This window comes from Oligoflexus sp. (genome assembly GCF_035638955.1).
Classification (GTDB): domain Bacteria; phylum Bdellovibrionota_B; class Oligoflexia; order Oligoflexales; family Oligoflexaceae; genus Oligoflexus.
On the sequence record NZ_DASQYZ010000338.1, the window covers coordinates 1 to 5,176 of the forward strand.

At 48.5% G+C, this 5,176-nt stretch carries 5 protein-coding genes and 1 pseudogene; 2 read left to right on the forward strand and 4 right to left on the reverse strand.

The window, feature by feature from the left end:
* Positions 1 to 1,050: 1,050 nt before the first annotated feature.
* Complete coding sequence (locus VE954_RS29905) at positions 1,051 to 1,341, reverse strand: hypothetical protein (protein ID WP_324959867.1); 291 nt, start codon at positions 1,339 to 1,341, stop codon at positions 1,051 to 1,053.
* A 93-nt stretch (positions 1,342 to 1,434) separates the two neighbouring features.
* Between VE954_RS29905 and VE954_RS29910 the strand changes: the two genes are divergently transcribed.
* The gene (locus tag VE954_RS29910) at positions 1,435 to 2,409 is read left to right on the forward strand and encodes a transposase (protein WP_324959869.1); all 975 of its coding nucleotides are present in this window, start codon (positions 1,435 to 1,437) and stop codon (positions 2,407 to 2,409) included.
* A 177-nt stretch (positions 2,410 to 2,586) separates the two neighbouring features.
* On the opposite strand, the pseudogene VE954_RS29915 reads toward VE954_RS29910, so the two are convergent.
* A pseudogene (locus VE954_RS29915) lies at positions 2,587 to 2,709 on the reverse strand (IS6 family transposase); the annotation flags it as partial.
* A gap of 83 nt (positions 2,710 to 2,792) precedes the next feature.
* Positions 2,793 to 4,064, reverse strand: coding sequence for a hypothetical protein (locus VE954_RS29920; RefSeq protein ID WP_324959871.1), 1,272 nt, complete (start codon positions 4,062 to 4,064; stop codon positions 2,793 to 2,795).
* Positions 4,065 to 4,365: 301 nt separating this feature from the next.
* On the opposite strand from VE954_RS29920, the gene VE954_RS29925 reads away from it, so the two are divergent.
* Entirely contained in the window at positions 4,366 to 4,674 is a 309-nt protein-coding gene (locus VE954_RS29925) for a hypothetical protein (protein WP_324959873.1), read from the forward strand.
* Positions 4,675 to 4,773: 99 nt separating this feature from the next.
* Here VE954_RS29925 and VE954_RS29930 read toward each other — a convergent pair whose 3' ends face one another.
* The gene (locus VE954_RS29930) at positions 4,774 to 5,046 is read right to left on the reverse strand and encodes a transposase (RefSeq protein ID WP_324959875.1); all 273 of its coding nucleotides are present in this window, start codon (positions 5,044 to 5,046) and stop codon (positions 4,774 to 4,776) included.
* Between the last annotated feature and the right edge of the window lie 130 nt (positions 5,047 to 5,176).

Genomic DNA, 5,176 nt, shown 5'->3' on the forward strand with positions numbered 1-5,176 from the left:
ACGCATGGCAAAATCAAAGTGTCAACGCCCTGCATTTTCGCTCAGTGTGCAACTGAACGATCTCCATCGACCGATTTCTGCCGCATGGGAATAGGCAGCCATGAAAAATCAATAGGGCCTATAAACCCATGCTGTTAACTACTCAGCGCTTGCGCGAATTCATGATTGCATCATAAAAGCCTAAGCAGGCATGTATTTGCTAGCCGGCAAGCAATGGAGTGCCTCAGGACATTGACTTTCAAAATTCATCGGGTCGAAGAGTTAAAAAAATAAGCCCCTGCAGCGACATTGGAGCTGGACAAGGTGTGATGGAAAACTTTGCTCACACCCTAGTCGGAGAACACCAAACCTGCCAGAAATCCTGAGATTTTCAGGAGCTGTCCCGATGCTTAGCCATTAAGGCATTTTTCTTTTTTAATGCCAGCTCGACAAGTTCTTCGAATGCTTCGAGGAACCAGTAGTAGCCGTCCTCCTTTTGCCATTCTTCAGGTTTATATCCCCTCCTCTTATACTCGGAAAATGATCTGGCAATGACGTCGCAGAAAAAAATAATTCTTTCATCGGGCCATTTTTCAGTGTCTATATATTCTGCACCGCGCGCTACGCCGCCCTCGTCTGAGAGTTCCTCATATAATCCAAAATCATGCTCAGATTCTTTTAGAACACGGCAGATTTTTTAACAGACTGATCGATAAACCCAGCCGGCCATGCTCCAGGATTCGAACCCTTCAAAGATGATCGATCCGCTCATTTGGGAAAACCTCCTGACTAATTTCTGCGATAGGTAGCAGGGTTTGGATGACCAGCCTACGGCTGGCCATGTTCCAGAATCCAAAAATACAAAACTTTTCGTCGGTGTTCACCTATATTTTGCAAATCATTATCATTTACCCGACTGTATATCCTCGTCGCGTTCCTTTCAGCCTTCTGCATTTTTGCTGCGTGGCGCTCGCCTTTTTCTTCCTTCTATTCACATGGACATTTCATATTCATATCAGATATTTCAGTGCTTGCGCGCTGAAATAAAGATGACCTGAAGAACCTGCCTGTTCAAAGCTTCAAAGCCCCATTTTCATAGGATGCCTCAAAATAGTGGGCCTTCACCCATGCGGCTTTTTGAAATATTGAAAAAAGAAACCCCTGCAGCGACAGTGGAAGAACTATAAACAAACCTTCCAGCCACAGGAGCCGATGATGCAAAAGCACCTGAGCCGCATCATAGACGATTTTCAGCTTATGCCCAAGAGTATCGTTGAGGTGTTGGCTGCTTATATTTTGTACCTGATGCTGGAATCCAAAGGTCATCAACCCAGGTTTGCAGCCCGCTTGAGTGGCAAACACGAGTCGTCATTTTCACGGATGCTCAATCGACCCGACAACCTGACTATTGCCAAAGGTTGTCTGAATCGATCGGTTAGAAGAAGGCTTTCCGCCTTGCAGAAAAAAGGAAGTAAAACAAAAGCTCTGGTAATCTTTGATGCCACCCTCACTGGCCGTCGCGGGAAACATGTGGAAAACATCAGTTTTCATAAGCTTGGAAAGAAAACAGTGCGTGGTCATAAGATCGTGAATTTTGTACTTGTGTTGGGCGAGGATGTAATTCCCTTGTCAGCGGTAGCGCATTATTCCCAGGGATATTGTGAGGAGAACGGATTCACGTATAAGACAGAAAACGAACTGGTGATTGACTGGTTGAACTGGCTCCACGCCAGCGATCTGTTCCCTAGGGAAATCATCAAACATCTTCATTTTGTTTGTGACGCGGGCTACGATGCGAAAAAGGTGCAGAAAGCTATAAACCGAATCGGCTGTCATTTCACAATGTGTATCAAATGCAAGAGACAAATTGATGGCATGGCTATCGATGAATATTTTCGCAGGCAAAGAATCATCCCCTGGCAGTCGATTCGGCTTTTTGCCCGAAAAGACGGTAAAATGGTGCGAAAGGAATATCGCATAAGAATTGCAGCCGAGGTGAAGCTCAAAGGATTTGGGCTGGTAACGGCAGTATATTCGGAAATGAAAAGAAGGGATGGGAAGAAGTCGTCGAAGTATATTGTTTCGAGTGATCCATGTATGTCGGGAGGAGAAATCGTAGAGACGTACAAAAGGCGTTGGGCCGTGGAAACATGGCACAAGGAAATGAAGCAGGAGCATGGCTTTGGCGACTGTCAGTCTTCATCATTCCGTGCTGTTGAAACTCACATTAACTTTTGCCTCGCCGCATATAACCTGCAGCGATGCCATGACCCCGGCTTGCCAAAGCCAGGAACGACCGTAACGGAATACGCGACAGTGTATAAAATCAAGGAAGCGTCGCTCTATTTGAATCAGTTCAATGGTGTCAGCCGCTTCAAGAAGGCGGCAAATGAGGCGCTTGCAGCAATTACGCAGGGGGAAGCAGCTTAAGTCAAGGGCTTGGCAGATTCAGCATGAAATTCGCGCAAGCGCTGAGTACCTAAAGAGCTTAAATCCAGACATGCCTGGGAACTAAACGAACCAACGGTAATAGTCTGGGTTTGAGCCAGGGTCAAAGTAAAGAGGCCATTGCTACAGCTTCCTCCGATCCCTTTATGCGTGTCCGGCAAGCCCACGTTCCTCGGCCATCTCTTCAAAATCCCGGTAACTCAGCTTATAGGAAAGATACCAGCGGACATGAAGCAGGATGATCTGGCGCTCAAAACAATGTCCTTCGTTGTCAAAAAGCATGAGCCGCCCTCTCAAGGTCTCCCGGAGAATACCACGGACTTACCCAGGCGCAACACAACCGCCAAAAGTACGTTCGCTTCAACTTACAACGAGGAAAACACCTTGCTAGCGTGTTCGATAACTCTATCCCGGGGTAACTGGCAGTGGCTGTGGTCTTTCCACTGGGGAACGCCTGCGACTTCACGGTAAATGAGATTAAGAGCAACGAAGCTAGGGGCCTGCACCGAAAATTCCCGCGTATCAAATGTATAGTGGCAGCCCATGCATGAATCAGGTGTGAACTTTATGCTATCAACTCCCAAACGGGCGGGAAAATAGCCGTGCGAAACGAGCGTTCCTTCCGGACCATACGAGTAAAAATCTTTTTCACTCGAGGCGCGAGAAACGATGATTTCGGTTTCGCGGATTTCACAGGCATCATTTAAAGATTCTGCGACCGATACGCGCATTTTTCCGTAGCCTTTGCGATAAATGCGTCGACCAGCCATCTTTGCTAGGCTTCTAGGATGAAGTTCCTGCTGCCACTCTACGCCCGTGGAATAGTCGCCATATAGTTCTTTCGCTTCATCCAGAGTCGCAGGTGCCTGAGTTAGAACCGGGGCGCAAACCGAGAGCCAAGCTTTGATGCCTAGATGTTCAAAAACCTTGGATGGCTCATCGATCGCTCCGCCTTCCACCTTCCGACCCAAGTCCAGGCGTCTGCGCATATAGGTTGTGTAAAATTCGGCCTGCGATGCAAGAAGGCGCAGATTTTCGCGCTGCGCTGGGGACGGCACCTCATCGGTATCTATGAAATAAGATGTGAAGCCGAGGGACGTGCAGCAGTCTCGCATGGACTGCCCCCTTTCACTCGAACACGCATCAAGCTGTTTCGCAGTGTCAACGATCCGTTTGGCCAGACGTGGAAGTTTAGTCTGCGGCGTCGCACCCTCAGCATCCTTGAGGATTTTACTACGCGCGGCAAGGTAGTCATCGTCCGAACCTCGCACGAGTGAATAACGGACTACGTCGGCTGGTTTAATCCCGGTTTTTTCGGCTGCTTGAGCTACCGCCGTAGCGAGCGTCGTCGGATCAGTTGAGCCGACTTCCTTTCCGCTCGTCATGGCCGAATACCCATAGCGTGCGTAGGCTACCACATTGGAAACGTTAGGATTGAATTGTGAGGGATCCGCAACATCGAGAGTTTTATCCTGCACGTGATCAGTAGCGTCGACCGGGTAGACTTCCAGGGACTCTAAGCGACTCTTTTGCATTCCATCTTGCGCAGAAACGATTGCCGCATTCTCAGCAGGCTTTTTGACCTTGCAAGACCAGATCGGTAGCGATAGCAGAGTCAGAGCCACAATATGTCGCATGCTTATTTGCCTATATTTCTTGAACTGAATCTTTGCCAAATCGATTGGTTCGTAGCCGTTTCGAGATAAGACGATTATCAAGGAATTAAACATTTCTCCAGTTAGGCTTGGGCAGATCAGGCATGAGCAAAAAAATAGGTTGTGTTGTGCCTGGGTAAGTCCGCCGTATTCTCCGGGAGACCTTGAGAGGGCGGCTCATGCTTTTTGACACCAAAGGACATTGTTTTGAGCGCCAGATCATCAGATCCTGTTGCGCGGTGAGCTTCTCGCGATCGTCAGTGTGTAACAAGCTGTCCATGAAATGCCTGGAGGTTCGGCTGATGCCAAGGTCAATGTCGAAGCCTCACTTCCGGCCAACGGCAGCACTATAAACGGCAACTATTATTTCAGCAGCGATTTTGATGGGATTGCGAATTTCACGGAAATCGCTGTCCCTGCCGGCAACGCTCAAAAATTGAGCTTGCCGTTAATAGCCAATGCCGTGAAATCGGGCTGCGGAACTTCAGAGATTCTGCATTTCGTTGCGGTCGCTCGAGTTCCACCAGGGACAGGAACTCTGGCGGTCAAGTCCATAGGGCCATTCCTCTTCAAACTCGTTGACTGCCCTTGATCTGATAGATGTCAGAGAAAATAGTTGGGTGATATGCTGCCTCCCAGGACTTTCGATCTGGGAGGATTTGGACGTGATGTGTTCGTTCAGGCGCCTTGCCTAACTCACAGTAGAGCATGTGGTGCCACCAGGAATATCCACTGACAACCTGCTACAACCAGGGCAGGCTGATGCGATCTCAATGCTTTCCAAAAGAAGAAAAATTGTTGGGAACCTTTTCTTCCCTTTCGACAGGGCGCTCATCGCAATGCCGTGCTTCTTGCTGACAGCGGTCATCGATGTTTCGGCCATCTCGGAGACTATCCTGGCCTTTTCCTCATCCGGGAACTTTCGCCGACGCTCAACGCCCATGATCAACTGCGTTTTACTCATCCCTAAGAAACCTTCCTTATCTAAACCTTAAGGCAATTTCCCAGAAATTGAGGTCTTACCTTAAGGCAACTATAAGGCAAGTTTCCGTATTTCAACCGCCGGCCACAAGTGGGGAATAACCGAGCGTTTA

Coding starts and splice junctions, on each gene's coding strand:
- VE954_RS29920 (WP_324959871.1), bottom strand. CDS start 4,064: ATGCGACATATTGTGGCTCTGACTCTGCTATCGCTACCGATCTGGTCT.
- VE954_RS29925 (WP_324959873.1), top strand. CDS start 4,366: ATGCCTGGAGGTTCGGCTGATGCCAAGGTCAATGTCGAAGCCTCACTT.
- VE954_RS29930 (WP_324959875.1), bottom strand. CDS start 5,046: ATGAGTAAAACGCAGTTGATCATGGGCGTTGAGCGTCGGCGAAAGTTC.